This is a genomic window from Streptomyces sp. 4N124 (assembly GCF_052245395.1).
In the GTDB taxonomy this organism is placed as follows: Bacteria; Actinomycetota; Actinomycetes; order Streptomycetales; family Streptomycetaceae; genus Streptomyces.
Window position 1 is genome coordinate 32923 of record NZ_JBQQBS010000018.1, and the last position, 25028, is coordinate 57950.

Sequence of the window (25028 nt, forward strand, 5' to 3'; positions counted from 1 at the left end):
GCATACGAGAGTTCTCCCCCGGACCGGCGTTCGACAGAGTACGCGTACTCAGACGTACCTAGTCAGGAGCGGACCGGCGTCCCCATCGCGGCGCTTCCAGCGGAGCGCTACGCCCCGACCACCCGAGTCAACGTATAGATCACCAACCCCGCCAACGACCCCACCACCGTGCCGTTGATCCGGATGAACTGCAGATCACGCCCAATATGCGCCTCGATCTTCCGCGTCGTGTGCTCCGCGTCCCACCCGGCGACCGTGTCGGTGATCAGCGAGGTGATCTCCTTGCGATACGTGGAGACCACATACACCGCGGCCCCCTCCACCCAACTGTCGACCTTGCCCTGCAGCCGCGATTCGTCCGCCATCCGCGCCCCGAGGGACAACAGCGACGCCCGCACCCGAAGCCGCAGCTCACTGCGCTCGTCCTCAGCCGCCGAAACGATCATCGAGCGTACGGCGGTCCAGGCGGACGCGATCAGGTCCTGGACCTCGCCCCGCCCCAGCACCTCCCCCTTCAGCCGCTCGACACGCGCACGCGTGTCCGTGTCGGACTGGAGGTCGGACGCGAAGTCGGTGAGGAACCGGTCGAGCGCACCTCGCGCCGGATGGGACGGCATGTCCCGCATCTCGGTCACGAACCGCAGCAGCTCCTTGTAGACCCGCTCGCCCACCTTCCGGTCGACGAACCGCGGCGTCCACCCAGGAGCCCCACCCTGCACGGCGTCCATCACCTGCTCGTCATGCAGCACGAGCCAGTCGTGCGCACGCGTGACGACAAGATCGACGACCCGCCTGTGCCCCCCGTCGGCGACGACCTTCTCCAGCATCTTCCCGATACCGGGCGCGATCTCCTGCGCGTCGGCCCGCCGGGTGATCGCCTCCCCGACCACGGCCTGCACATCGGAGTCCCGCAACACGGTCAACGCACCCCGCAAAGCGGCCGACAACTCGGCGGTCACCCGGTCGGCATGCTCCGGCTCAGCGAGCCACGCACCCAGCCGGCTCCCGATCCCGACGGCCCGCAGCCGCTGCCGTACGACGTCCTGGGAGAGGAAGTTCTCGCCGACGAACTCCCCCAGGGAGACGCCCAGCTGGTCCTTCTTCGTCGGGATGATCGCGGTGTGCGGAATGGGCAGCCCGAGCGGACGCCGGAAGAGGGCGGTCACAGCGAACCAGTCGGCGAGCGCACCGACCATGCCCGCCTCGGCAGCCGCGGCGACATACCCCGCCCAGGGACCGGCACCCTCGCCCGCGGCCCACTTGGCCAGGACGTACACCACCGCCACGAACAGCAGCAGCCCGGCCGCGGTGAGCTTCATACGGCGCACCCCGCGCTGCTTCTCCTCGTCCGCGGCGCTGAACGTCGTCATCGCGCGCGCGGCAGCGGCCGGGACGCCCTGGTTACCGGCGGCCCCGGGACGGGCATGCTGCTCTACGTCAGCCGCACCCGTTTCACCCGGTTCATCAGGTTTGGTACGTTCCATCCACTCCACCCGTTCGCGGCCCCTCGTACTCCTCATTGTCCCTTCCTGACCGACTCCCGGAACGGAACAAGAGTTCCCGGCGTCTGTACGGACGAGGGAACCTCAGGGAGAAATCAGGGTGGCGGAATGGGGCCCTGTTCAACTACGTCCATACCCATGCCTCATCATGGGTGATGATCACATCGGAGCCTCGGGCTCCCAATCCACCCGAGGAGCACGCACCGCATGACCAGGAAAGCCGGTTATGCCTTGCTTGCCGCGATCGTCGCCCTGATCGTGGCACTGTCCGCTGCCATATACGTCGGCGTCGCCGCCGGTGACGGCAGCGGCGGCAGCAGGGAGAACCTCGCCGGATCCCGTACCCCGCGCAGCCCCGCCGAGCCCGCCTCCACCGGCACCTGGGTCGGCACCTGGTCCGCTTCCCCGGTCGGCGCCGAGCCCGGCACCGAGATCACGGGCCTGGCGAACCGTTCGGTACGCAACGTCGTCCACACGAGCGCGGGCGGCACCTTCGCCCGGATCACCCTCTCCAACCTCTACGGCCAGTCCCCGCTGACGATCACGCACGCGTCCATCGCCGTCGCGGCCGGCGACGACACGGCAGCGGCGGCGCCCGGGACGATGAGCAGGGTGACCTTCAACGGCAGCACCACCGTCGTCGTACCGGCCGGCCAGCAGACGATGAGCGACGCCGTCCGCATCACCGTCCCGAACGACAGCGACGTACTGGTCACCACGTACTCCCCCACCGCGGCCGGGCCGGTCACCTACCACCCGCGCTCACGGCAGATCTCGTACGCCGCCCAGGGCGATCTCACCGAGGACGTGACCGGTACCGCGTACACCCAGCAGGTCGAGTACTGGCGCTATCTGACCGCCCTCGACGTGCTGAGCAACGAGTCCAACGGCACCGTCGTCGCGTTCGGCGACTCCCTCACCGACGGCGTCGGCTCCTCCACGGGCGCCAACAACCGCTGGCCCGACCTCCTTTCGGACCGGCTGCGCGAGGCCGTCGAGGACGGCGACGACGTGCCGCGCTACAGCTTCGTCAACCAGGGCATCGGCGGAAACCAGGTCCTCGCCAACGGGTTCGGCCGCCCCGCCGAGAACCAGGCCGGCCTCGTCCGCTTCGGCCGTGACGTCCTCAGCCGTACGAACGTCAAGGTCGTCATCATCGACCTCGGCGTGAACGACATCCTCCGCAACCGCGGCCAAGCCGACCCCGACGCGATCCTGGGCGGCCTGCGCACCCTCGTCCAGCAGGCCCACGCGCGCGGGCTGAAGGTCATCGGGGCGACGCTGATGCCGTTCGGCGGGCACATCGGCTACTCCGCCGAGCGGGAGAGCGTACGCCAGGCCATCAACGCCGCAATCCGCGCGGGTCAGGTCTTCGACGCGGTCGTCGACTTCGACGAGGCGGTACGCGACCCGTACGACCCCCGCAAGTTCCGCTCCGACTACGACTCCGGGGACCATCTGCACCCCAGCGACAAGGGGTACGAGCGGATAGCGGACACGTTCAACTTGGACGACCTGAAGGGCGGGGCGCCGGCCAAGCTGTAAGCCGCCAAGCTGCGGGCAGTCGTGCCGCCTGACTTACGGCGCCGGCTCAGTCCTCCCCGCGCCGACGCCGCTCCCGCCGCTCCTCGTGACGGTCGTGCATCAAGCTCCGGTGCCCGTCCAGCATCCGCCGATGAGCGTCGTGCACGTCGTCCATGTCGTCCCCGACGGACCCCCGCAGCTCCCGCCTGGACGCCTTCCGGTCCAGCTTCTCCTGCCGCCGTTCCTCCCGCAGCCGCTGCTTCTCGGCCCGGGTCAGCTTGCGCTCGACGCCCACGCCACCCCAGAAGGCGAACCCGGTGACGATCACACGAGGCGCCCCGGGGTCCCCGGGCACGCCCTCCTCGCGCTGGTCGAAGCCGCCCATGATGCCGATCCCGCGGACGACGACCTCGACGCCGGGCGGCACGATCACACTCATCCCGCCCATGATCGCGACGCAGTTGATCTCGACCTCACGGTCCGCGAAGTTCGCCTCGCGCAGATCGATCTCACCGCCGCCCCAGAAGGCGAAGCAGTTGAACCGCCTGGGCACGGTCCAGCGCCCCTTGCGCTGGAAGCCGGACATCACGGCGACGGCCCACGTGGACGAGCCCTCGCCGCCGACGATCCGTTGGGCCCAACTCCCGCTCTGCTCGGGCTTCTTGACCATGTCGACGGTCATCGGGGTCACCCCGGCGGCGGGCAGGTCACGGGTGATCGGCGTCAGTTCGCCGTACGTCCGTGCCTTGTACGTCGCGTCCAGCCGCTCCTCGAACTCCGTCATGTCGAGCCGCCCCTCGGCCAGGGCGTCCCGCAGTACCTCGGCGACTCGTTCTCGATCGGCGTCGGAAGCACGCAGTTCCGGGGCATCGTCCGTCATATACCTCAGCCTACGAGTTCGACGGCTCGGACACTATGCGGTCGCCTTCTCCCCGTACATTCTGGCGATCACGGCCTCGATGTCCGGCTCCCGCACCGACAGATCCACCAGCGGATACTCCGCCGCGATCCGCGCCACCAGCGGCGCCGCCGACTCCGACGCCGGGAAGGCGAGCCACTGGCGCGGCCCTTCCACCCGTACGACCCTGGCGGGCGGCGCCTCGATCGGCGGGAGTTCCCGCTCCAGGTCCACCACCAGGGTGCGTTCGCTCTCCCCCGCCTCGTGCAGGCCGGCGAGCGGGCCGTCGTACATCAGGCGCCCGTGGTCGATGACCATGACGCGGGAGCACAGTTGCTCGATGTCCTGGAGGTCGTGCGTGGTCAGCAGGACCGTGGTGCCGCGCTCGGTGTTCAACTCCCGCAGGAATTCCCGGACCTTGGCCTTGGAGATGACGTCGAGTCCGATCGTCGGCTCGTCGAGATAGAGCACCTCGGGGTCGTGGAGCAGGGCTGCCGCGATGTCGCCGCGCATCCGCTGGCCGAGCGAGAGTTGCCGTACGGGCACGTCCAACAGGGCGGCCAGTTCGAGGAGTTCGACGCAGCGGTCGAGGTTCTCGCGGTAACGGGCGTCCGGGATCCGGTACATGCGGTGCATCAGACGGTACGAGTCGATCAGCGGCAGATCCCACCACAGCGTCGTGCGCTGCCCGAACACCACCCCGATCCGGTGGGCGAGACGCGTGCGCTCCCGGGACGGGTCGATCCCGGCGACACGCAGCCGGCCGCCGCTCGGGGTGAGGATGCCGGTGAGCATCTTGATCGTGGTGGACTTTCCGGCACCGTTCGGACCGATGTAGCCGACCATCTCGCCGCGCGCCACGGAGACGGTGATCGAGTCGACCGCTCGCACCTCACGCCGTTCACGTTTGAGGAAGCCGGCCTTCTTGCGGACGACGAAGACCTTCTCGACTCGGTCGAGCTCGATGAAGCGCTCAGTCACTGGCCCTAACTCCCTGTACTCCGGTACGAACGAAGCCCCACGCGCCACGCCGCACCCGCCAGCGCACAGCACACTCCGGCGGCGAGCGGCGACAGGAACGTCACCCACGTCGGCAGGTCGAGCGGATACGGCCGCCCCAGCACGTAGGACGCGGGCAGCCAGTTGACGAAGGCGAGCGGCAGCACGAAGGTCACCCCGCGCACCAGGTCCTTCCCGAACAGCGTCGGGGGGTACTGCAGCATCGTGGTGCCGCCGTACGTGAACGCGTTCTGCACCTGGGCGGCGTCCTGCGCCAGGAACTGGAAGGCCGCGCCCGCGACGAAGATCGCCCCGAAGATCACCGCGCCGCTGACCAGCATCACCGGCACCAGCAGCACCTTCGGGGCACTCCAGTCGACGTCGACGGCGAACAGCCCCCAGCCCAGCACCAACGACCCCTGGATGACCCGGCCGAACCGGCGCAGCGGGAACTGGTCCGCGGCGACCTGCGCGAGCACCGGAACGGGCCGTACCAGCAATGTGTCGAACGACCCGTCGCGTATCCGGGTGCCCAGGCCCTCCGACGAGCCGAGCAGCAGGTCGGTGATTCCGAACGCCGTCACCGACAGGCCGTACAGGAAGGCCACCTCGGGCAGCGTCCAGCCGCCGAGCGAGTCGACCTGCGAGAACATCAGCAGGATGCCGACGAAGTCCAGGCCGGACAGCAGCAGGTTGCCGAAGACCGTGACGACGAAGGAGGTGCGGTAGGTCATGCCGGCCCGGATCCACATCCCGGCGATCAGCAGGTAGGCCCGCACACCGTCCGTGACCCTGAAAGCGGACTTCGAGGTCTCAACCATCGAGGTCTCACCCACCCTGCACCACCACCCTCCGCGTAGCCGCCGACTGCAACAGCCGCCCCGCCGCCAGCAGTGCCACCGCCCATGCCGCCTGGAAGGCGAACGCCCCGAGCGGGGCTCTCTCCCCCATCAGCACATCCGCCGGCACCTGGATCTGCCCGGCCCACGGCAACGCCTGGACCACGTCGCCGAGCGCGTCGGGGAAAGCGTTCAGCGGCAGTGTCATGCCCGAGCAGAAGATGCCCGTGACCATCAGGGCCTGCATGACGCCCCTCGCGTCCATGAGCCAGAACACGCTCAAGGCCGCCAGATAGCGGATCCCGAAGCTGACGACCGCCGCCAGCAACAGCGCGACCAGGAACGCCGCCCAGGTTCCGACGTCCCCCGGCAGGGCCATCGGGAAGAACAGCGCACCGAAGACGAACGGGATCACGCCACGCCCCGCCAACTGGAACAGCATCCGCCCCAAGTCGCTCGCCAGCCACCACAGTTGGAGATCGGCCGGCCGGTACAGGTCGACCGCGATCTCACCGGTGCGGATGCGTTCCATGAGCTCGGTCTCGAAGCCTCCGCCCTGGATGGCCAGCGCCGCGAACAGCGCCTGCCCCAGCCACACATAGGTCACGGCCTGCGCCTGGTCGTACCCGCCCAGATCCGGCCGCTCGTCCCACAGCGCCAGATATGTGTACACGAGGATCAGCCCGAACACGGTATTGGTGAACACCCCGGCCGCCGTGGCCACCCGATACGTCGCGTACCGCCGGAAACTCCCCGCCGCCACGGCCGCGAACAACCGCACCGAGCCCACACCCACAGCCCTCCTCGCCCGCGCCCGGCACCGAAGCGCAGGAGCCTAGTGCGCCGGTGACGCGGACTGCCACGTATTTTCCGGGCCCGACGCGTGCCGAGGTCGGGGAACTGATCGCCGGGTGCGACAGTCTTCAACAGGGGGACACAGAAGGCGTACGAGGCGTACGGGAACGTACGACGTAAAACAGGAGTCCGTGCACAACATGAACGACGAGCCGCAACCGCACCAGCCGGGCCCTGGCAAGAAGCGCCCCAAGCGCACTGGTTGGCGCCGGCTGATCCCGACCTGGCGGATGGTGCTCGGCACCTGCGTCATCGGGATACTGCTGCTGGTCGGCCTGTTCTTCCTCGGCTACTCCCTGGTCAAGATCCCGCCCGCGAACGCGCTCGCGACCAAGCAGAGCAACATCTACCTCTACGCGGACGGCAGTCAGCTCGCCCGTGACGGCGAGGTCAACCGGGAGAACGTCACCCTCGCGCAGATCTCCAAGGCCGCCCAGCACTCCGTACTGGCCGCCGAGGACCGCGACTTCTACTCGGAGTCCGCGATCGACCCCACGGCGATGGTCCGCGCCGCCTGGAACACCGCGACCGGCAAGGGCAAGCAGTCCGGCTCGACGATCACCCAGCAGTATGTGAAGAACTACTACCTGGCCCAGGAACAGACCGTCACCCGCAAGGTGAAGGAGTTCTTCATCTCGATCAAGCTGGACCAGGAGCAGAGCAAGGACGACATCCTCCAGGGCTACCTCAACACCAGCTACTTCGGCCGCAACGCCTACGGCATCCAGGCCGCCGCCCAGGCCTACTACGGCATGGACGCCGTCGACCTCGACGCGGCCCACGGCGCCTACCTCGCCGCCCTGCTGAACGCGCCCAGCGAGTACGACGTCGTCGCCCACCCCGAGAACAAGGCCGCCGCCGAGGCCCGTTGGAGGTACGTCCTCGACGGCATGGTCAAGGAGGGCTGGATCGGCAAGGCCGAACGGGCGGGCCTGAAGTTCCCGATGCCGAAGGAACAGACCGTCTCGACCGGCATGTCCGGGCAGCGCGGCTACATCGTCGCCGCGATCAAGGACTACCTCACCCAGAACAAGATCGTCAGCGCGGAGGAACTGGACGCCGGCGGCTACCGCATCACGACCACCCTGCAGAAGGGCCGGCAGAACGCGTTCGTCAAGGCCGTCGACGACCAGTTGATGTCCAAGCTCGACAAGAGGAACAACAAGGTCGACACCTACGTCCGCGCGGGCGGCGCCGCCGTCGACCCCAGGACCGGCAAGGTCGTCGCCATGTACGGCGGCATCGACTACGTGAAGCAGTACACGAACAACGCCACCCGCCGTGACTTCCAGGTCGGCTCCACCTTCAAGCCGTTCGTGTTCACCTCCGCCGTCGAGAACGAGTCCGTCACCCAGGACGGCCGCCCCATCACCCCGAACACGATCTACGACGGCACCAGCGAACGCCCCGTACAGGGCTGGAACGGTGCCTACGCCCCCGAGAACGAGGACGACTACAACTACGGCGACATCAGCGTCCGCACCGCCACCGACAAGTCCGTCAACTCGGTGTACGCGCAGATGGCCGTCGACGTGGGCCCCGACAAGGTCCGCCAGACCGCGGTCGACCTCGGCATCCCGGGCACCACCCCCGACCTGACCGCCACCCCGTCCATCGCACTCGGCCCGGCCACCGCCAGCGTCCTCGACATGGCGGAGGCGTACGCGACCCTCGCCAACCACGGCAAGCACGGCACGTACACGCTGATCGACAAGATCACCAAGGACGGCGCGGACGTCGTGGACCTGCCCAAGCGGTCCACCCGGCAGGTCGTCACCCGCGAGGCCGCCGACACCACGACGTCGATGCTGCAGAGCGTCGTAGACAACGGCACCGCCACCGCCGCCCAGGCCGCCGGCCGCCCGGCGGCGGGCAAGACCGGCACCGCGGAGGAGGACACCGCCGCCTGGTTCGCGGGCTACACCCCCGACCTGGCGACGGTCGTCTCCGTCATGGGCCAGGACCCCGTCACGGCCGCCCACAAGCCCCTGTACGGCGCCATCGGCGAGCCCCGTATCAACGGCGGCGGCGCGCCCGCCGACATCTGGGCCCAGTTCACCAAGGACGCCCTGAAGGGCACCCCGGTCAGCGACTTCGACCTCCGGCTCCAGGAGGGCGCGGACGAGCCGCAACTGCCGACGACCGAGCCGCCCGCCGACCCGGACCCGGACGCCCCGACCGACGACGCGACCACCGGACAGCCCACGGACGGCAGCACCACCGGCGGCCAGGACACCCAGGGCCAGACCGACGGCGGCACGACCACCACAGGAGGCACGACGACCGGCGGGACGACCACCGACGGGGGCACCACCGGAGACACCACCACCGGCGGCACCACGACCGACGGCGGCACGACAGGGGACACGGACACCGGCGGTACGACGGGCGACACCTCGACCGGCGGGACGACAGGCGACACGACGGGCGGCGACACCGGCGACACGACAGAGGGGACTTCGGGGACGTCGGGGACGTCGGCGGGCGGAGACCCACCGCTCTTTCAGTGACCGGAGGTCGCCTTGAGCCCGACCACGGCGACCAGCAGCAGACAGACGAAGAAGATCCGGGCGGCGGTGGCCGCCTCACCCAGCACCACCATGCCGAGCACCGCCGCACCGGCCGCCCCGATCCCGACCCACACGCCATAGGCGGTACCGATGGGCAGCGACTTCGCGGCGTACGACAGCAGGAACATGCTCGCGACAATGCCGGCGCCGGTGAGCACACTCGGCACCAGGCGCGTGAACCCGTCGGTGTACTTCATCCCGATCGACCAGCCGACCTCGAGCAGACCGGCTACGACAAGCAGAACCCAGGCCATGACGGGGCACCTCCGAGACTTCGGGCTTCGGAACTTCGGCAGAACTGACGGCAGTGCGTCGTCTTTGCCTTGTCCCGGTACGGCGCGTCTCGTCGGGTGCCTTTCAAAGGTAGCAAGAGGAACGAAAGAGGGGCTGGTGACGATGGTCACCAGCCCCTCACGCCGTTGTTCTACAGGTACAGCCCCGTCGAGTCCTCGGAGCCCTCGAAGCGGTCCGCGGCCACGGCATGCAGATCGCGCTCGCGCATGAGCACGTAGGCGATGCCGCGCACCTCCACCTCGGCCCGGTCCTCCGGGTCGTACAGGACCCGGTCGCCCGGCTCCACGGTCCGTACGTTCTGCCCCACCGCGACGACCTCGGCCCAGGCCAGTCGCCGCCCGACCGCCGCGGTGGCGGGAATCAGGATGCCCCCGCCCGACCGGCGCTCGCCCTCACCGGTCTCCTGCCGCACGAGTACACGGTCGTGCAGCATCCGGATGGGCAGCTTGTCGTGCTGGGTGCTGTGCTCGTTTCTGTTGGCGCTCACGCCACGAACCTACCTGCCTTTGACCCGTCCGTAAGCCGCTGGGTCAGCCCTTACGGCGCCGGGTGCCCAGGGCCAGCAGCCCCACGAGCCCGACGGCGACGACAGCGACGGGCACGATGCGCTCGAGCCGGGGCGCGCCCTCGCCGTCGACGAACCGTCCCTTCACATCGCTCACGACCCGATTGACGCCCACATAGGCCCGGCCTAGGGTCCGGTCCACATTGGAGACGACCTTGGCCTTGGCGTCCCCGACGATCGTCTTCGGATGCACGCGCACCCCGATCTCGTCGAGCGTCTCGGCCAGCACGTCACGGCGACGCTTGATGTCCGCCTCGATCTGCGCCGGGGTTCTGGTGTCCGAGGTGTCCGCCACCGTACGGCCTCCGAAGTCTGGTGCTGCGCTGTTCCGGACAGTCTGTCAGCTCTTACGCCGACCGCACTGTCAGGACCCCCCGTTACTCTGGCGGAATGAGTGAGCGACTGCAGCCCGGGGACACCGCCCCCGCCTTCACCCTCCCCGACGCCGACGGCACCGAGGTCTCCCTGTCCGACCACAAGGGCCGCAAGGTCATCGTCTACTTCTACCCGGCCGCCCTGACCCCCGGCTGCACGAAGCAGGCCTGCGACTTCACGGACAACCTGGAACTCCTGACCGGCGCCGGCTACGACGTCATCGGCGTCTCCCCCGACGCCCCCGAAAAGCTGGCCAAGTTCCGCGAGAAGGAAAACCTCAAGGTCACGCTGGTCGGGGACCCCGAGAAGACCGTCATCGAGGCGTACGGCGCCTACGGCGAGAAGAAGAACTACGGCAAGACCTACATGGGCGTCATCCGGTCGACGGTGGTCGTGGACGAGGAGGGCAAGGTCGAGCGGGCGCTGTACAACGTCCGGGCGACCGGGCACGTGGCCAAGATCATCAAGGATCTGGGGATCTGACCGTGCTGCCCGGCCAGTAGCATGACCGGGCAGCATCATCGGGCGGCCGTGGTGGAATTGGCAGTCACGCTGGGTTTAGGTCCCAGTGGGGTAACTCCCGTGAGGGTTCGAGTCCCTCCGGCCGCACCAGTACTCAGCCCAACAACTCCCGAACCACCGGCACCAGCGCCCGGAACGCCTTCCCCCGATGGCTGATCGCGTTCTTCTCGTCCGCGCTCATCTCAGCGCACGTCCGCGTCTCCCCCTCCGGCTGCAGAATCGGGTCGTATCCGAACCCGTTCGTGCCGACCGGCGTATGCCGGAGCACGCCCCGCAGTTGTCCCTCGACCACCCGCTCCGTCCCGTCCGGCAGGGCGAGCGCGGCGGCGCAGGCGAAATGGGCGCCGCGGTGTTCGTCGGGGATGTCGGAGAGCTGGGCCAGGAGGAGTTCCAGGTTGGCCTTGTCGTCGCCGTGGCGGCCGGACCAGCGGGCGGAGAAGATGCCCGGCGCGCCGTTGAGGACGTCGACGCACAGGCCGGAGTCGTCGGCGACGGCGGGCAGGCCCGTTGCCTGGGCCAAGGCGTGGGCCTTCAACAGGGCGTTTTCGGCGAAGGTGACGCCCGTTTCCCTGACGTCGGGGATGTCGGGGTAGGCGTCCGCGCCGACGAGGTCGTGGGCGAGATCTGCGTCGGCGAGGATCGCCTTGAGCTCGGTGATTTTTCCGGCGTTGCGGGTGGCGAGGATCAGGCGGGTCATGCCGTTCAGTATCCAGGGCCGGCCCGCAGCGCTGTTACGGCGTGCAGACCTTCGTCAGTTCGCCGGCCGCGTCGGTGACCGGGCTGATGTCGGGGGTCTCGTCGCCGTTCTTGACGGCGTCACGGACGTTGGTGACGGCCTGCTGGAGGTCGTCCACCGCCTTGTTGACGTCGGCGTTGTCCGTCTTGTCGCCGATCTTGTCGAGGTTCTTGTCGATGGAGTTGAGGGACTCCTCGAGCTGGGTCGGGTCGTTGGCGGCACTCTCCACGGCCTGCTGGAGGTCGGTGACGCTGTCGGCGATGGCGTCGGCGGTCTGGACGCAGTCCAGTGCCTTGTTGACGGCGTCGCAGCCGGTGGTGAGTCCGACTGTCAGCCCGACGGCCGCGATGGCGGCGACGATGGCTATGCGCGGACGACGGCTACGGCTCACGGCCATGGTTCGTTTCCCTCCTTGGCGCAGGCCTCGGAAGGCCCCCCGTTACTTGGCCGGGCGCACAGCGGCAAACCGTGCGCCCGTACCTCAAGTGACGCGAGGCCGCGCTGTGGGGTTGCCCGCGGCTGCCTGCTGTCTTGGTGCGTCCTTTACTTTTCGAGGACGGTATCAAGTGCCTTGCGCTGGAGGACAGCGAGTTCCGTGCAGCCGGAAACGGCCAGGTCGAGCAGGGCGTTGAGCTCGTCGCGGGCGAAGGGTTCGGCTTCGGCGGTGCCCTGGACCTCGACGAAGCGGCCGTCGCCGGTGCAGACGACGTTCATGTCGGTCTCGGCCTTGACGTCCTCTTCGTAGCAGAGGTCGAGGAGTGGGATGCCGCCGACGATGCCGACGGAGACCGCCGACACGGTGCCCGTGAGGGGCTGGCGGCCGGCCTTGATCAGCTTCTTGCCCTGGGCCCAGGAGACCGCGTCGGCCAGGGCCACGTAGGCGCCGGTGATCGCTGCGGTGCGCGTGCCGCCGTCCGCCTGGAGGACGTCGCAGTCGAGGACGATGGTGTTCTCGCCGAGCGCCTTGTAGTCGATGACCGCGCGCAGTGAGCGGCCGATGAGGCGGCTGATCTCGTGCGTACGGCCGCCGATCCTGCCCTTGACGGATTCGCGGTCGCCGCGGGTGTTGGTGGAGCGGGGCAGCATGGAGTATTCGGCGGTGACCCAGCCCTCGCCGCTGCCCTTGCGCCAGCGCGGGACTCCTTCGGTGACGGAGGCGGTGCAGAAGACCTTCGTGTCGCCGAAGGAGACGAGGACGGAGCCCTCGGCGTGCTTGCTCCAGCCACGTTCGATGGTGACGGGGCGGAGCTGTTCAGGGGTGCGGCCGTCGATTCGAGACATGGCGTTGAGCCTAGCCGTACATGTGGAAGGGGCTCCTCCCGCGTCGGGAAGAGCCCCTCGTCAGTGAGCGGGTGTGCTGACACCGGTGAGCGGTGTGCTCACAGCATGTCTTCTCACATCGTGTCTTCTCACATCATGTCTTCGATGTCCGCCGCGATCGGGTCCGCGTCGGTGCCGATGACGACCTGGATCGCCGTGCCCATCTTGACGACGCCGTGTGCGCCGGCCGCCTTGAGGGCTGCCTCGTTCACGAGGGAGGGGTCGTGGACCTCGGTGCGCAGGCGGGTGATGCAGCCCTCGACCTCTTCGATGTTGTCGATGCCGCCCAGCCCGGCAACGATCTTCTCAGCCTTGGTGGCCATGTTGTTTCTCCCTGATCCGAACCGCTTTGTCGCAGTAACCCACAGTTGGCCCATCTTCGCGAGCGGTCATGTCGCACCTGCCGAATGATGGCGATCACGACAGCGGAACCGTCCGTCAACTGGTCTACACCACCCTACCGAGGGGCGTCCATGAGTTCCGACAGCGCCGCCGCCGCCAGTCCTGTCCGCGCCCGCTGGAACAGCCTGTTCCAGGGCTTGCAGAAAATGGGCCGCAGTCTTCAGTTGCCCATCGCGGTCCTGCCGGCCGCGGGCATCCTCAACCGCCTTGGGCAGCCTGATGTGTTCGGCGAGGACGGGCTCGGCTGGGACAACGTCTCGAAGGTGATGGACGGCGCGGGCGGCGCGTTGCTCGACGGCTCACTCGGGCTGCCCTTGCTGTTCTGCGTCGGCGTGGCCATCGGCATGGCGAAGAAGGCGGACGGTTCGACGGCGTTGGCGGCGGTGGCGGGGTTCCTCGTCTACTACAACGTGCTGCGCGAGTTCCCGGAGGACTGCCCGGAGGGGACGAAGGAGATCACCAACATCGGCTGCACCACGACCGACGGGGCGGTGAGTGCGTACGAGTACCAGAACCCGGGCGTCTTCGGCGGCATCGTCATCGGCCTGCTGGCGGCCTTCTTCTGGCAGCGCTACCACCGGACGAAGCTGGTGGACTGGCTCGGCTTCTTCAACGGGCGGCGTCTCGTCCCGATCATCATGGCGTTCGTGGCGATCGTGTTCGCAGTGCTGTGCCTGTGGGTCTGGCCGCCGATCGGTGACGCGCTGGAGAACTTCAGCGACTGGATGAGCGACCTGGGCGCCTGGGGCGCGGGCGTGTTCGGCATCGCCAACCGTGCGCTGCTGGTCGTGGGCCTGCATCAGTTCCTGAACGTGCCCATCTGGTTCCAGTTCGGCAGCTACACCACGCCGGACGGCGAGGTGGTGCACGGCGACATCAACATGTTCCTGGCGGGCGACCCGGACGCGGGCCAGTTCACCTCGGGCTTCTTCCCGATCATGATGTTCGCCCTGCCTGCGGCCGCCCTCGCCATCACGCACTGCGCGAAGCCGAGCCGCCGCAAGGAGGTCGGCGGCCTGATGCTGTCGGTGGCACTGACCTCCTTCGTCACCGGCATCACCGAACCGATCGAGTACTCGTTCCTCTTCATCGCACCCCTGCTGTACGCGGTCCACGCCGTACTGACCGGCGTCTCGATGGCGGTGACGTGGGGGCTGGGGGTCCACGACGGCTTCAGCTTCTCCGCCGGGTTGATCGACTACATCATCAACTGGAACCTGGCGACGAGACCATGGGCGATGATCCCGATCGGCCTGTGCTTCGCGGTCGTCTATTACGTCATCTTCCGCTTCGCGATCACGAAGTTCGATTTGAAGACTCCGGGGCGGGAACCGGAGGAGGAGATCGAGGACGTAACGAAGGTCTGAACGTAACTTCGAGCGGGTTCCTTATCCGCCCTTCACCGTGCTACAAACAGGTCTACACCACTCAGTGGTGTAGACCACCACGTTGGAGGACGTATGAGCACCGCCACCGCTTCGGCGGTCCCCGCGAAGAGGCGGGGATCCGGACTTTTCCAGGGGCTGCAGAAGGTCGGCCGCAGCCTGCAGCTGCCGATCGCCGTACTGCCGGCGGCGGGCATTCTGCTGCGGCTCGGCCAGACCGACGTGCAGGAGAAGCTGAACCTGCCGGACAAGGTCACGGCAGTGTTCGCCACAGCCGGTGGCGCGATCTTCGACAACCTGCCGATGCTGTTCTGCATCGGTGTCGCGATCGGATTCGCCAAGAAGGCCGACGGCTCGACGGCGCTGGCCGCCCTGGTTGGCTTCCTGGTCTACAGCAATGTGCTGAAGGCGTTCCCGGTCACCGAGGCGAAGGTCCAGGACGGCGCGGACATAGCCGCGACCTACAACAACCCCGGTGTCCTCGGCGGCATCGTGATGGGTCTGCTGGCCGCGGTGCTGTGGCAGCGCTATCACCGCACCAAGCTGGTCGACTGGCTCGGCTTCTTCAACGGCCGCCGGCTCGTCCCGATCATCATGGCCTTCGTCGGCACCGTCATGGGTGTCTTCTTCGGTCTGGTCTGGGAGCCGATCGGTGAGGTCATCTCGGACTTCGGCGAGTGGATGACCGGTCTGGGCGCCTTCGGTGCCGGTCTGTTCGGTCTGATCAACCGTGCGCTGATCCCGGTCGGCATGCACCAGTTCGTGAACACCGTCTCCTGGTTCCAGATCGGCGACTTCACCAACGCCGCCGGTGAGGTCGTGCACGGTGACCTCAACCGCTTCTTCGCCGGTGACCCGGACGCCGGTCAGTTCATGTCGGGCTTCTTCCCGATCATGATGTTCGGTCTGCCGGCCGCGGCGCTCGCCATCGCTCACTGCGCTCGTCCCGAGCGCCGCAAGGCCGTGATGGGCATGATGATCTCGCTCGCCCTCACCTCCTTCGTGACCGGTGTGACCGAGCCGATCGAGTTCTCGTTCATGTTCATCGCCCCCGTGCTGTACGTGATCCACGCAGTCCTCACCGCCATCTCCATGGCGATCACCTGGGCGTTGGGCGTCCACGCGGGCTTCACCTTCTCCGCGGGCTTCATCGACTACGCACTCAACTGGAACCTGGCCACCAAGCCATGGCTGATCATTCCGATCGGTTTGGTCTTCGCGGCGATCTACTACTTCCTCTTCCGCTTCGCGATCACCAAGTTCAACCTCCCCACCCCGGGCCGCGAGCCCGAGGAGGAGCTCGAGGACCTCACCAAGGCGTGAGTGCCCGCCGCAAGGCATGACGAAGGCCCCGGTACCGACTCGGTACCGGGGCCTTCGTCCGCGTAAGGCTCAGATCTCGTACGACACCCTCGGCGCCGCCAGTTCCACCGGACCGTCGTACACCGCGCGGGCGTCGGCCAGGTTGATCTGGGGGTCGGTCCACGGGGGGATGTGGGTGAGGACGAGGCGGCGGGCGCCTGCGCGGGCCGCCGTCTCACCCGCCTCGCGGCCGTTGAGGTGCAGGTCGGGGATGTCTTCCTTGCCGTGCGTGAACGCGGCCTCGCACAGGAACAGGTCGGTGTCGCGGGCGAGTTCGTCGAGCGTCGGGGTGACGCCCGTGTCGCCGGAGTACGTCAGGGACTTCCCGTCGTGCTCGACGCGGATGCCGTACGCCTCCACCGGGTGGGCCACGCGTTCCGTGTGCACCGTGAACGGGCCGATCTCGAAGGTGGACGGCTTGACCGTGTGGAAGTCGAAGACCTCGCTCATCGAGGAGGCCGAGGGGGTGTCCGCGTAGGCGGTGGTCAGCCGGTGTTCCGTGCCCTCGGGTCCGTAGACGGGAAGCGGGTCGCAGCGGCCGCCGTCGTGGCGGTAGTAGCGCGCGACGAAGTACGCGCACATGTCGATGCAGTGGTCGGCGTGCAGATGGCTGAGGAAGATCGCGTCAAGGTCGTAGAGACCGCAGTGGCGCTGCAGCTCGCCCAGGGCACCGTTGCCCAGGTCGAGAAGCAGCCGGAAGCCGTCGGCCTCGACGAGGTAGCTCGAGCAGGCCGATTCCGCGGACGGGAACGACCCCGAGCAGCCGACGACGGTGAGCTTCATGAAGCAGAAACCTCCGCTGGCGGGAATTGACAATTGGGTGCGTCGGGGGTCGTGCGGTCCGTCGAGCGTAAGGCGCAAAACCTCCGGTCGCTCCTCCGCCAAGGGCTGTTGTGGGCGAACTCACCTGTGGTGTCACCGGTTCGGCTCGACGTGGGGAGCGTGTGCCGGGTGAGAAGGGCGCGCGGGGGTGTGCGCGCGCCGGTACCGTCTGTCGTATGGATACGTCCTGGTGGCTCGCGCTCGTGGCGGTGGTACTGCTCGCGCTGGTCGCTGCGCTGGTGGACGGCTGGGGGCGGCGTGGGCCGCGGGGGCGCAGGACGCGGCCGCCGGGGCGGCCGGGCGAGCGGGTGGCGGCGCGGCCGCAGCCCGCGGAGATCTGGTGGGCGAGCGTGCCCTTCGAGGACGGGCCGGGGGGTAAGGACCGGCCGTGTCTGGTGCTCTCGGTGCGGGGGCGGCGGGCGACCGTCGCGAAGATCACCAGCAAGTATCACGATGAGCGGGCCGGGGTGATTCCCTTGCCGCCGGGGGCCGTCGGCGATGCGCAGGGGCGCGCGAGCTTCTTGGAGACGGACGAGTTGCGGGACGTGCCGATGGGGGATTTCCGGCGACGGGTGGGGGTGGTGGACCCGGTCCTGTGGGACCAGGTCCGTCACCTGGCTACGTGAGCGGGCCTTACGCCCAGAGCCTTACGCCCAGAGTTGGCCCTGCAACGTCTTGATCGCTTCCTCCGTCGTCGTCGCCGTGTACACGCCCGTCGACAGGTACTTCCAGCCGCCGTCGGCCACGATGAACACGATGTCCGCGCTCTCGCCCGCCTTGACCGCCTTGTTGCCGACGCCGATCGCGGCGTGCAGGGCGGCGCCGGTGGAGACGCCGGCGAAGATGCCCTCCTGCTGGAGGAGTTCGCGGGTGCGGGTGACGGCGTCGGCGGAGCCGACGGAGAAGCGGGTGGTGAGGACGGAGGCGTCGTAGAGCTCGGGTACGAAGCCCTCGTCGAGGTTGCGCAGGCCGTAGACGAGGTCGTCGTAGCGCGGTTCGGCGGCGACGATCTTGATGTCCGGCTTGTTCTCGCGGAGGTAGCGGCCGACGCCCATCAGGGTGCCGGTGGTGCCGAGGCCGGCGACGAAGTGGGTGATGGAGGGGAGGTCCGTGAGGATCTCGGGCCCGGTCGTCGCGTAGTGCGCGCCCGCGTTGTCGGGGTTGCCGTACTGGTAGAGCATCACCCACTCGGGGTGCTCGGCCGAGAGTTCCTTGGCGACGCGTACGGCGGTGTTGGAGCCGCCCGCGGCGGGGGACGAGATGATCTCGGCACCCCACATGCCGAGCAGGTCCCGGCGTTCCTGCGAGGTGTTCTCCGGCATGACGCACACCATGCGGTAGCCCTTGAGCTTGGCGGCCATGGCGAGGGAGATGCCGGTGTTGCCGGAGGTGGGCTCCAGGATGGTGCAGCCCGGGGTGAGGCGGCCGTCCTTCTCCGCCTGCTCGATCATGTGCAGGGCGGGGCGGTCCTTGACGGAGCCGGTGGGGTTGCGGTCCTCCAGCTTGGCCCAGATCCGGACGTCGGCCGACGGCGACAGCCGCGGCAGGCGCACCAACGGGGTGTTGCCCACCGCGGCCAGCGGGGAGTCGTAGCGCATGAGGGATCAGACCATGCCGCCGGCCACGGCCGGCAGGATCGTGACGTTGTCGCCGTCGGTGAGCTTGGTGTTGATGCCGTCGAGGAAGCGGACGTCCTCGTCGTTGAGGTAGACGTTGACGAAGCGGCGCAGCTGGTCGCCGTCCACGATGCGGGCCTGGATGCCGTTGTGCCGGGTCTCGAGGTCGGCGAACAGCGCGGCGAGGGTGTCACCGCTGCCCTCCACCGCCTTCTGACCGTCGGTGTACTGGCGGAGGATGGTCGGGATGCGGACCTCGATGGCCATGGCTCAGGGCTCCTGTCGGGAGAAAGTCTGTCGTTGGACGCGCGGCAGCGCAGATACGGCGAGGGGTGGTGCGTGTGCGGCGCCGCGGCTCACGGCCGTACGGCGGCAGGGGTCGGCGTCAACAGATGGCGCTGGCGAGCCTGCACAGGTCGACGTGCAGCCGCGCCACGAGCAGTGCGCCCGGCGTCTTGTCGCTCACGTCGTGGAAAACCATGGGGTCATCGTATCGATTCCCGGTCCGGGTCCTGGAATGTGATCTCGCCTTTCGGACACATTTCATCCGCAGTACGAGATCAGTACGACTCCACCACCTTGACCTCCTCCTCCGTCACCTCGCCCTCGATGATCCGGAACGAGCGGAACTGGAACGGGCCGAGGTCGTCCGTGTCCGCCGTCGAGACGAGGACGTAGTGCGCGCCGGGCTCGTTGGCGTACGAGATGTCCGTGCGGGAGGGGTGGGCCTCGGTCGCCGTGTGGGAGTGGTAGATGACCACCGGCTCCTCGTCGCGGTCGTCCATCTCGCGGTAGAGCTTGAGCAGGTCGCCGGAGTCGAACTCGTAGAACGTGGGCGACATGGCGGCGTTCAGCATGGGGATGAAGCGCTCGGGGCGGTCCGAGCCCGCCGGGCCCGCGATCACGCCGCACGCCTCGTCGGGATGGTCCTTGCGCGCGTGGGCGACGATCCGGTCGACGAGGTCCTGGGTGATGGTCAGCATGTTCAGCAGGATAAGCAGAAGACAGCCCCGTACCGGTGGGTGGTACGGGGCTGCCCATATGCCGGACATCCAGCGTCGTCAGCCGACCTTCTCCAGCTCCGGGTCACGGCGCTGCGTGATCTCCGGGTTCCGCGACTTCAGCACGGCCCAGCCGACACCCAACGCGGCCGCCCAGCCGGCCATCACGTACAGGCAGACGCGGGAGTCGGCGTCGTACGCGATCAGGCCGGTGACGAAGAGCAGGAACGCGATGGCGACGTAGGAGAACACCGCGCCGCCCGGCGCCGGGAAGGAGGAGGCGGGCAGACGGCCCGCGACCACCGCTCGGCGGTAGAGGACGTGGCTGATCAGGATCATCAGCCAGGTCCAGATGCCGGCCGCGGTCGCCACCGAGGTGACGTAGCCGAAGGCCTTCTCCGGGACGATGTAGTTGAGGATCACGCCGATGCCCATGAAGAGCACGGAGATGAGGATGCCGAAGGCGGGGGTCTTGGTCGACGACAGCTTGCTGAAGACCTTGGGGGCCTCACCGCTGTCGGCGAGGTTCCGCAGCATCCGGCCCGTGGAGTACATGCCGGAGTTGCAGGACGACAGGGCGGCGGTCAGTACGACGAAGTTGACGATGCCGGCGGCGGCCGGGATGCCGATCATCGCGAAGGCCTTCACGAAGGGGCTGACGCCCTCCGCGAACTCGGTCCACTTCACCACGCACAGGATGACGGTGAGCGCACCGACGTAGAACAGCGCGATCCGCCAGGGCAGGGTGTTGATCGCCTTGGGGAGGGTCTTCTCCGGGTTCTCGGACTCGCCGGCCGTGACACCGACCAGCTCGACCGCGAGGTAGGCGAACATGACGCCCTGCAGGGTCATCAGGGACGAGCCGACACCCTTGGGGAAGAAGCCGTCGAAGGCCCAGAGGTTGGAGACCGCGGCGGTGTCACCGGCGGCGCTGAAACCGAAGGTGAGCACGCCGAGACCGATCACGATCATGCCGATCAGCGCGGTCACCTTGACCATCGAGAACCAGAACTCGATCTCGCCGAACAGCTTGACCGAGATCAGGTTGGCCGCGAACAGAACGATCAGGAAGACCAGCGCCGTGACCCATTGCGGGATCGACGGGAACCAGTAGTTCACGTAGATCGCGGCGGCCGTCAGCTCGGCCATGCCGGTGACGACCCACATCAGCCAGTACGTCCAGCCGGTGAAGTAGCCGAAGAACGGGCCGAGGAATTCGCGGGAGTACTCCGCGAAGGAGCCCGAGACCGGGCGGTAGAGCAGGAGCTCGCCGAGCGCCCGCATGATGAAGAAGATGATGACGCCGGCGAGGGCGTACATGAGGATGAGGCTGGGACCGGCCTTGGCGATGTTCGCCCCGGCTCCCAGGAACAGGCCGACGCCGATCGCGCCGCCGATCGCGATCATCTGGACCTGGCGACTGCCGAGCCCGCGCTCGTACCCCTCTTCAGGGGTCTCCGTGCTGACCTGAGCGGAGGTCATGTGTGGTGCGCCTTTCTCCATGCCGACCCGGGCCTTCGTCGGCCTCGGATCGGGTCTCGATCCCCCCGGACTGCTGGAGCGTTGTGCCTAACCGGCGGTCTGCCGATCGGTGGCGCACCCGGCGGAACAATGGGTGGTGTTCGCCGGGCGGTCGTGAAGATTTATCACGGCCGCCATATTGATCACCCGAGCGGGATGTGGCGCACAGCACAGGGAGAAGCGGACAAAGAGCGCGGAGAAGGTGCATACGACGCCGCTACGGTGACGGGATCGTTATTCGGATTTGAGCGTCCGCTGAGCGAACACGACACCGTCACAATCAGGGCATAAGTGTGGAGACAAGCGTCTCCTGGAGCCCGCCCAGCCACAGATACGCCATCACCATCGGCTTGCGCGGATCCTCGTCCGGCAGCCGGTAGAGGAGGTCGGTGTCCTCTTCGTCCGTGATGTCGAGCCGGGAGCCGATCGCCAGGCGCAGGTCGTTGAGGGCGCCGAGCCACTGCCGGGACTCTCCGTCCGACAGCTTGAGGACCGCCCCGCCCTCGTCGACCGGGCGCAGGGCGTCCAGGGAGCGGATCACCGCGAGGGCGTTCTCACGCTTCCCGGCGCGCAGATCGTTCTCGGTGTAGCGGCGGAACTCGGCGGAGTACGTCTTCTGCTCCGCGGCCTCCTCGGTCTGCGGCGTGGCCTCCGGGTCGCTGTAGGCGTCCGGGAAGAGCCGCTTGAGGACCGGGTCGGCGGGCGGTTCGCTCGGGCCCTCGGCGAACAGTTCGGCCAGCGGATCCTCGGAGGTGTCCTCGCCGGGACCGGGGCCGATGAGCTCCAGGAGCTGGACGGCCAGCGACCGGATGATGGAGATCTCGACGTCGTCGAGTGCGACGGCCGCGCCGCCGCCGGGGAGCGGTTCGAATTGACCTGGCATGAAGTGAGTTCGCTACTTCCGGTCCTGCGAGCGGGTTCGGATTACGTCCGGTCCTGTAGGCGAGTTCGGGTCATTTCCGGTCGTGCTGGAGGGTGGCCCACAGACCGTAGCCATGCATCGCCTGCACGTCGCGTTCCATCTCCTCGCGGGTCCCGCTGGAGACGACCGCCCGGCCCTTGTGGTGGACGTCGAGCATGAGCTTGGTGGCCTTGTCCTTCGGATAGCCGAAGTACGTCTGGAAGACATAGGTCACATAGCTCATGAGGTTGACCGGGTCGTTGTGCACGATCGTGACCCAGGGGACGTCGGGCTCGGGTACGGCGAAGACCTCCTCCGCCGACTCGGGGCGTTCGATCTCTACGGGCGCGGGTGACGTCACATGGCCCATGCTGCCACCGGAGGGGGGTGGTCGCACAAATGCGCACCGCGATTGCGGCTGCGATGTCCCCGCGATCGCCTTTCGGCCGACCCGGGATCTTCAGACTGCCGAAGACTGCCGACCCAAATCGTCAGACTGACGAGATGGGGGGTATCATCCTTAGTCATGAACACAGCGGACCTTGGGCTGCCGGTGGATGTTCCCTCGACGGCGCTCTTCACGGACCAGTACGAGCTGACGATGCTGCAGGCCGCGCTGAGGGCGGGCACCGCCGAGCGGCGGAGCGTGTTCGAGGTCTTCACCCGGCGGCTGCCCGACGGGCGGCGCTACGGCGTCGTCGCGGGCACCGGACGGGTGCTGGACGCCGTGGAGAACTTCCGTTTCGACGCGGACGTCCTCGGCTTTCTGCGCGAGCAGGGGATCGTCGACGAGGAGACCCTGACATGGCTCGCCGACTACCGCTTCAGCGGTGACATCTGGGGCTACCCCGAGGGCGAGGTGTACTTCCCGGGCTCGCCGATCATGCGGGTCGAGGGCTCCTTCGCCGAGTGCGTCCTGCTGGAGACCGTGATCCTGTCCATCCTCAACCACGACTCCGCGGTGGCCGCGGCGGCGTCCCGGATGTCGGCGGCGGCCGGAGACCGGCCCCTGATCGAGATGGGCGCCCGCCGCACCCACGAACTGTCGGCCGTCGCCGCCGCCCGCGCCGCGTACGTCGGCGGCTTCGCGACCACCTCCGACCTGGCCGCCGGCTTCCGTTACGGCATCCCGACCGTCGGCACCTCCGCGCACGCCTTCACCCTGCTGCACGACCGTGAGCGGGACGCCTTCCAGGCCCAGGTGAACTCGCTGGGCCGGAACACGACGCTGCTGGTGGACACGTACGACGTCGCCGAAGCCGTCCGTACGGCGGTGGAGGTCGCCGGGCCCGAGCTGGGCGCCGTGCGGATCGACTCCGGGGACCTGCTGCTGGTCGCGCACCGGGTGCGGCAGCAGCTGGACGAGCTGGGCGCGAGGGACACGAAGATCATCGTCACCTCGGACCTGGACGAGTACGCGATCGCCTCGCTGGCGGCGGCGCCGGTGGACGCGTACGGCGTCGGCACCCAGCTGGTGACGGGATCCGGCCATCCCACGTGCTCGATGGTCTACAAACTGGTCGCCCGCGCCGAATCCGCCGACCCGAAGGAACCCCTGGTCCCGGTCGCGAAGAAGTCCAGCGGCGGTAAAACGTCCATCGGCGGCCGCAAGTGGGCCGCTCGACGGCTGGACGAGGACGGGGTCGCCGAGGCCGAGGTCGTCGGCACCGGACCGGTCCCCGGCGAGCTGGCCGGCCGGCAACTGCTCGTGGAACTGGTCAAGGGCGGTGACGTGGTCGCACGTGAGCCGCTGGACGTCCCGCGTGACCGGCACATGGCCGCCCGCGCGAATCTGCCGCTGTCCGCTACGCAGTTGTCCCGGGGGGAACCCGTGATTCCGACCGAGTATGTCCATGGGCGCTCGGGTAGCTAGAGGCGGTGCTGCGGCGCAAGCCCTGAAATGCCCCCTCCCCTAGGGCCCTCCCAGTCTCTAGGCTCGTAACTTCACACCGGCGGGCCCGCACCCTGATCCACCCCGACCCCATAGTCGAAGGACACCGACCATGCGCCGCGCCTTGATCGTCGTAGACGTGCAGAACGATTTCTGCGAGGGGGGCAGCCTCGCGGTGGCCGGGGGTGCCGATGTGGCCGCCGCCATCACCGAGCTGATCGGGCAGGCGCCCGCCGGCTACCGGCATGTGGTGGCCACGCGCGACCACCACATCGCGCCCGGCGGACACTTCGCCAGCAACCCCGACTACGTCCACTCCTGGCCGGCGCACTGTGTCGCCGGCACCGAGGGCGTGGGCTTCCACCCCAACTTCGCGCCCGCCGTCGCCTCCGGCGCCGTCGACGCCGTGTTCGACAAGGGGGCGTACTCGGCGGCGTACAGCGGCTTCGAGGGCGTCGACGAGAACGGCGTCCCGCTGGCCGACTGGCTGCGCGCCCGGGAGGTCACCGAGGTGGACGTGGTCGGCATCGCGACCGACCACTGCGTGCGCGCCACCGCGCTGGACGCGGAGCGTGAAGGGTTCCGTACTCAGGTGCTGCTGGACCTCACCGCGGGGGTGGCCGAGGAGACCACGGAGCGGGCGCTGGAGGAGATGCGGGAGGCAGGCGTGGAGCTGTCGGGCAAGCCCGTCGTCTGACCGGTCAGGCTGGCGCCGCCGGACGCCTCCGCAGTGCCCTGATCGGGTGCCACAGCTCCTGTGACAGGGCCGGTACGCCGTCGTCCGGGGCCGTGCGCCATATCAGGCCGTCGGGGTGGTGCAGGACCGCGGTGATCTCGTCCGGGGTCGGCGGGGACGCGTTGCCGCGGAGGTAGACCGCGCGCATGCCCAGGTTGCGGAGCCTGGTCAGGGCCCGTGCCCGGTTCTGGGCGTGCACCAGGACACGTACACAGCCCGTGCCGTCGACGGTGGGGCTGGGCAGATTCAACGCCACCACCACGCTGCCGGACGGCAGCCTGCAGAAGCCTCCTACGGCCATTCAGTCACTTCCCCGTTCCCAGCGGTGTCAATAAGAGAACCACAGGACGCACCTAAACACGATCGGCGGCAACCCGCCAGGGGCTGCCGCC

General features: G+C 68.3%; 29 protein-coding genes, 1 tRNA gene and 1 riboswitch. Of the genes, 9 read left to right on the plus strand and 21 right to left on the minus strand.

Features of this window, described 5'->3' with window-relative positions:
• Nucleotides 1-107 precede the first annotated feature (107 nt).
• Nucleotides 108-1520, minus strand: a complete 1413-nt coding sequence (locus tag ACTWQO_RS19925; protein ID WP_443238667.1) for a DUF445 domain-containing protein — start codon at nt 1518-1520, stop codon at nt 108-110.
• 189 nt (nt 1521-1709) lie between these two features.
• Between ACTWQO_RS19925 and ACTWQO_RS19930 the strand changes: the two genes are divergently transcribed.
• Nucleotides 1710-3047, plus strand: coding sequence for an SGNH/GDSL hydrolase family protein (locus ACTWQO_RS19930; protein ID WP_443238668.1), 1338 nt, complete (start codon nt 1710-1712; stop codon nt 3045-3047).
• A gap of 46 nt (nt 3048-3093) precedes the next feature.
• On the opposite strand, the gene ACTWQO_RS19935 is transcribed toward ACTWQO_RS19930, so the two are convergent.
• The 4 genes from ACTWQO_RS19935 to ACTWQO_RS19950 are packed head-to-tail and all read right to left on the minus strand — an operon-like array spanning nt 3094 to nt 6552.
• Nucleotides 3094-3906, minus strand: a complete 813-nt coding sequence (locus ACTWQO_RS19935) for a DUF1707 SHOCT-like domain-containing protein (RefSeq protein ID WP_443238669.1) — start codon at nt 3904-3906, stop codon at nt 3094-3096.
• Between the two features lie 33 nt (nt 3907-3939).
• Nucleotides 3940-4905: an ABC transporter ATP-binding protein gene (locus tag ACTWQO_RS19940; RefSeq protein WP_443238670.1), complete on the minus strand. Its 966-nt coding sequence runs from the start codon at nt 4903-4905 to the stop codon at nt 3940-3942.
• A gap of 5 nt (nt 4906-4910) precedes the next feature.
• On the minus strand, nt 4911-5744 hold the full coding sequence (locus ACTWQO_RS19945; RefSeq protein ID WP_443238671.1) for an ABC transporter permease: 834 nt from the start codon (nt 5742-5744) through the stop codon (nt 4911-4913).
• Between the two features lie 7 nt (nt 5745-5751).
• On the minus strand, nt 5752-6552 hold the full coding sequence (locus tag ACTWQO_RS19950) for an ABC transporter permease (RefSeq protein WP_443238760.1): 801 nt from the start codon (nt 6550-6552) through the stop codon (nt 5752-5754).
• A 205-nt stretch (nt 6553-6757) separates the two neighbouring features.
• Between ACTWQO_RS19950 and ACTWQO_RS19955 the strand changes: the two genes are divergently transcribed.
• The gene (locus ACTWQO_RS19955) at nt 6758-9127 is read left to right on the plus strand and encodes a transglycosylase domain-containing protein (RefSeq protein ID WP_443238672.1); all 2370 of its coding nucleotides are present in this window, start codon (nt 6758-6760) and stop codon (nt 9125-9127) included.
• Here the strand turns inward: ACTWQO_RS19955 and sugE are convergent.
• The 3 genes from sugE to ACTWQO_RS19970 form a co-directional block, all read right to left on the minus strand.
• Nucleotides 9121-9441: a quaternary ammonium compound efflux SMR transporter SugE gene (gene sugE, locus ACTWQO_RS19960; protein WP_443238673.1), complete on the minus strand. Its 321-nt coding sequence runs from the start codon at nt 9439-9441 to the stop codon at nt 9121-9123. The two genes, ACTWQO_RS19955 and sugE, sit on opposite strands and share 7 nt — an antisense overlap.
• A 52-nt stretch (nt 9442-9493) precedes the next feature.
• Nucleotides 9494-9556, minus strand: a riboswitch (guanidine-III (ykkC-III) riboswitch).
• A gap of 55 nt (nt 9557-9611) precedes the next feature.
• Nucleotides 9612-9968, minus strand: coding sequence for a GroES family chaperonin (locus ACTWQO_RS19965; RefSeq protein WP_443238674.1), 357 nt, complete (start codon nt 9966-9968; stop codon nt 9612-9614).
• Nucleotides 9969-10011: 43 nt separating this feature from the next.
• The gene (locus ACTWQO_RS19970; protein WP_443238675.1) at nt 10012-10341 is read right to left on the minus strand and encodes a DUF3618 domain-containing protein; all 330 of its coding nucleotides are present in this window, start codon (nt 10339-10341) and stop codon (nt 10012-10014) included.
• Nucleotides 10342-10436: 95 nt separating this feature from the next.
• Here ACTWQO_RS19970 and bcp point away from each other — a divergent pair, with 95 nt between their 5' ends.
• Both bcp and ACTWQO_RS19980 read left to right on the plus strand, forming a co-directional pair.
• Entirely contained in the window at nt 10437-10904 is a 468-nt protein-coding gene (gene bcp, locus ACTWQO_RS19975) for a thioredoxin-dependent thiol peroxidase (protein ID WP_443238676.1), read from the plus strand.
• Between the two features lie 42 nt (nt 10905-10946).
• A tRNA-Leu gene (locus tag ACTWQO_RS19980) sits at nt 10947-11033 on the plus strand.
• A 4-nt stretch (nt 11034-11037) separates the two neighbouring features.
• Here the strand turns inward: ACTWQO_RS19980 and rdgB are convergent.
• From rdgB to ACTWQO_RS20000, 4 genes are all read right to left on the minus strand, one after another.
• A complete protein-coding gene (gene rdgB, locus ACTWQO_RS19985; protein ID WP_443238677.1) occupies nt 11038-11640 on the minus strand; it encodes an RdgB/HAM1 family non-canonical purine NTP pyrophosphatase in 603 nt (200 codons plus the stop codon).
• 34 nt (nt 11641-11674) lie between these two features.
• Nucleotides 11675-12076, minus strand: a complete 402-nt coding sequence (locus ACTWQO_RS19990) for a hypothetical protein (RefSeq protein ID WP_362933990.1) — start codon at nt 12074-12076, stop codon at nt 11675-11677.
• A 146-nt stretch (nt 12077-12222) separates the two neighbouring features.
• Nucleotides 12223-12960: a ribonuclease PH gene (gene rph, locus ACTWQO_RS19995; RefSeq protein ID WP_328363783.1), complete on the minus strand. Its 738-nt coding sequence runs from the start codon at nt 12958-12960 to the stop codon at nt 12223-12225.
• A 128-nt stretch (nt 12961-13088) separates the two neighbouring features.
• On the minus strand, nt 13089-13322 hold the full coding sequence (locus tag ACTWQO_RS20000) for a glucose PTS transporter subunit EIIB (protein ID WP_443238678.1): 234 nt from the start codon (nt 13320-13322) through the stop codon (nt 13089-13091).
• Nucleotides 13323-13472: 150 nt separating this feature from the next.
• Between ACTWQO_RS20000 and ACTWQO_RS20005 the strand changes: the two genes are divergently transcribed.
• Nucleotides 13473-14768 carry a PTS transporter subunit EIIC gene (locus tag ACTWQO_RS20005; protein ID WP_443238679.1) on the plus strand — a complete coding sequence of 432 codons (1296 nt, stop codon included), beginning with the start codon at nt 13473-13475 and terminating at the stop codon, nt 14766-14768.
• 93 nt (nt 14769-14861) lie between these two features.
• Complete coding sequence (locus tag ACTWQO_RS20010) at nt 14862-16109, plus strand: PTS transporter subunit EIIC (RefSeq protein WP_443238680.1); 1248 nt, start codon at nt 14862-14864, stop codon at nt 16107-16109.
• A gap of 69 nt (nt 16110-16178) precedes the next feature.
• On the opposite strand, the gene ACTWQO_RS20015 is transcribed toward ACTWQO_RS20010, so the two are convergent.
• Nucleotides 16179-16931, minus strand: a complete 753-nt coding sequence (locus ACTWQO_RS20015) for an MBL fold metallo-hydrolase (protein ID WP_443238681.1) — start codon at nt 16929-16931, stop codon at nt 16179-16181.
• 215 nt (nt 16932-17146) lie between these two features.
• Between ACTWQO_RS20015 and ACTWQO_RS20020 the strand changes: the two genes are divergently transcribed.
• On the plus strand, nt 17147-17596 hold the full coding sequence (locus ACTWQO_RS20020) for a type II toxin-antitoxin system PemK/MazF family toxin (protein WP_443238682.1): 450 nt from the start codon (nt 17147-17149) through the stop codon (nt 17594-17596).
• 21 nt (nt 17597-17617) lie between these two features.
• On the opposite strand, the gene ACTWQO_RS20025 is transcribed toward ACTWQO_RS20020, so the two are convergent.
• The 7 genes from ACTWQO_RS20025 to clpS all read right to left on the minus strand — a co-directional run bounded on the left by ACTWQO_RS20025 (nt 17618) and on the right by clpS (nt 22379).
• Entirely contained in the window at nt 17618-18568 is a 951-nt protein-coding gene (locus ACTWQO_RS20025; RefSeq protein ID WP_443238683.1) for a PLP-dependent cysteine synthase family protein, read from the minus strand.
• 6 nt (nt 18569-18574) lie between these two features.
• Nucleotides 18575-18853 carry a MoaD/ThiS family protein gene (locus tag ACTWQO_RS20030; RefSeq protein ID WP_155054671.1) on the minus strand — a complete coding sequence of 93 codons (279 nt, stop codon included), beginning with the start codon at nt 18851-18853 and terminating at the stop codon, nt 18575-18577.
• A 118-nt stretch (nt 18854-18971) separates the two neighbouring features.
• Nucleotides 18972-19067 carry a putative leader peptide gene (locus ACTWQO_RS20035; protein ID WP_350954403.1) on the minus strand — a complete coding sequence of 32 codons (96 nt, stop codon included), beginning with the start codon at nt 19065-19067 and terminating at the stop codon, nt 18972-18974.
• A 79-nt stretch (nt 19068-19146) separates the two neighbouring features.
• Entirely contained in the window at nt 19147-19569 is a 423-nt protein-coding gene (locus ACTWQO_RS20040; RefSeq protein WP_443238684.1) for a Mov34/MPN/PAD-1 family protein, read from the minus strand.
• Nucleotides 19570-19647: 78 nt separating this feature from the next.
• The gene (locus ACTWQO_RS20045; RefSeq protein ID WP_443238685.1) at nt 19648-21069 is read right to left on the minus strand and encodes an amino acid permease; all 1422 of its coding nucleotides are present in this window, start codon (nt 21067-21069) and stop codon (nt 19648-19650) included.
• Nucleotides 21070-21388: 319 nt separating this feature from the next.
• On the minus strand, nt 21389-21991 hold the full coding sequence (locus ACTWQO_RS20050) for a DUF2017 domain-containing protein (RefSeq protein WP_443238686.1): 603 nt from the start codon (nt 21989-21991) through the stop codon (nt 21389-21391).
• Nucleotides 21992-22061: 70 nt separating this feature from the next.
• Nucleotides 22062-22379 carry an ATP-dependent Clp protease adapter ClpS gene (gene clpS, locus ACTWQO_RS20055; RefSeq protein WP_443238687.1) on the minus strand — a complete coding sequence of 106 codons (318 nt, stop codon included), beginning with the start codon at nt 22377-22379 and terminating at the stop codon, nt 22062-22064.
• 156 nt (nt 22380-22535) lie between these two features.
• On the opposite strand from clpS, the gene ACTWQO_RS20060 reads away from it, so the two are divergent.
• Both ACTWQO_RS20060 and ACTWQO_RS20065 read left to right on the plus strand, forming a co-directional pair.
• On the plus strand, nt 22536-23882 hold the full coding sequence (locus tag ACTWQO_RS20060; protein ID WP_443238688.1) for a nicotinate phosphoribosyltransferase: 1347 nt from the start codon (nt 22536-22538) through the stop codon (nt 23880-23882).
• A 130-nt stretch (nt 23883-24012) separates the two neighbouring features.
• Nucleotides 24013-24597 carry a nicotinamidase gene (locus ACTWQO_RS20065; protein WP_443238689.1) on the plus strand — a complete coding sequence of 195 codons (585 nt, stop codon included), beginning with the start codon at nt 24013-24015 and terminating at the stop codon, nt 24595-24597.
• Between the two features lie 4 nt (nt 24598-24601).
• Here the strand turns inward: ACTWQO_RS20065 and ACTWQO_RS20070 are convergent, their stop codons facing one another.
• Entirely contained in the window at nt 24602-24937 is a 336-nt protein-coding gene (locus ACTWQO_RS20070) for a hypothetical protein (protein ID WP_443238690.1), read from the minus strand.
• Nucleotides 24938-25028 lie beyond the last annotated feature (91 nt).